1 pseudogene is annotated in these 235 nt (G+C 59.6%); it reads left to right on the top strand.

Features of this window, described 5'->3' with window-relative positions:
- A pseudogene (locus A3722_RS24935) lies at nucleotides 1-235 on the top strand (AAA family ATPase); the annotation flags it as partial.

Below are 235 nucleotides of genomic sequence, written 5' to 3' on the forward strand. Positions count from 1 at the left end.
GTGTGAACGGTCTGCCAGCCCCGTTCCTGAGCCGATGCCCTCCCACCGAACTGCGCGCCCTGACGCAAGAACACCTGCTCGGATTTGCTGAGCGCGAAGGGTTGCGACGTGACCTTCCCCCAGATGCAGTTGATGCCGTCAAGGACGTCATCATGGCAATCAAGATGCCGCACAACGTCAGCCTTAGATCAGTCATTCGGATGCTGGATGCTGTCGACCAGGCGATGAACCGTCC

This window comes from Sulfitobacter sp. HI0027 (genome assembly GCF_001634775.1).
Classification (GTDB): domain Bacteria; phylum Pseudomonadota; class Alphaproteobacteria; order Rhodobacterales; family Rhodobacteraceae; genus Sulfitobacter.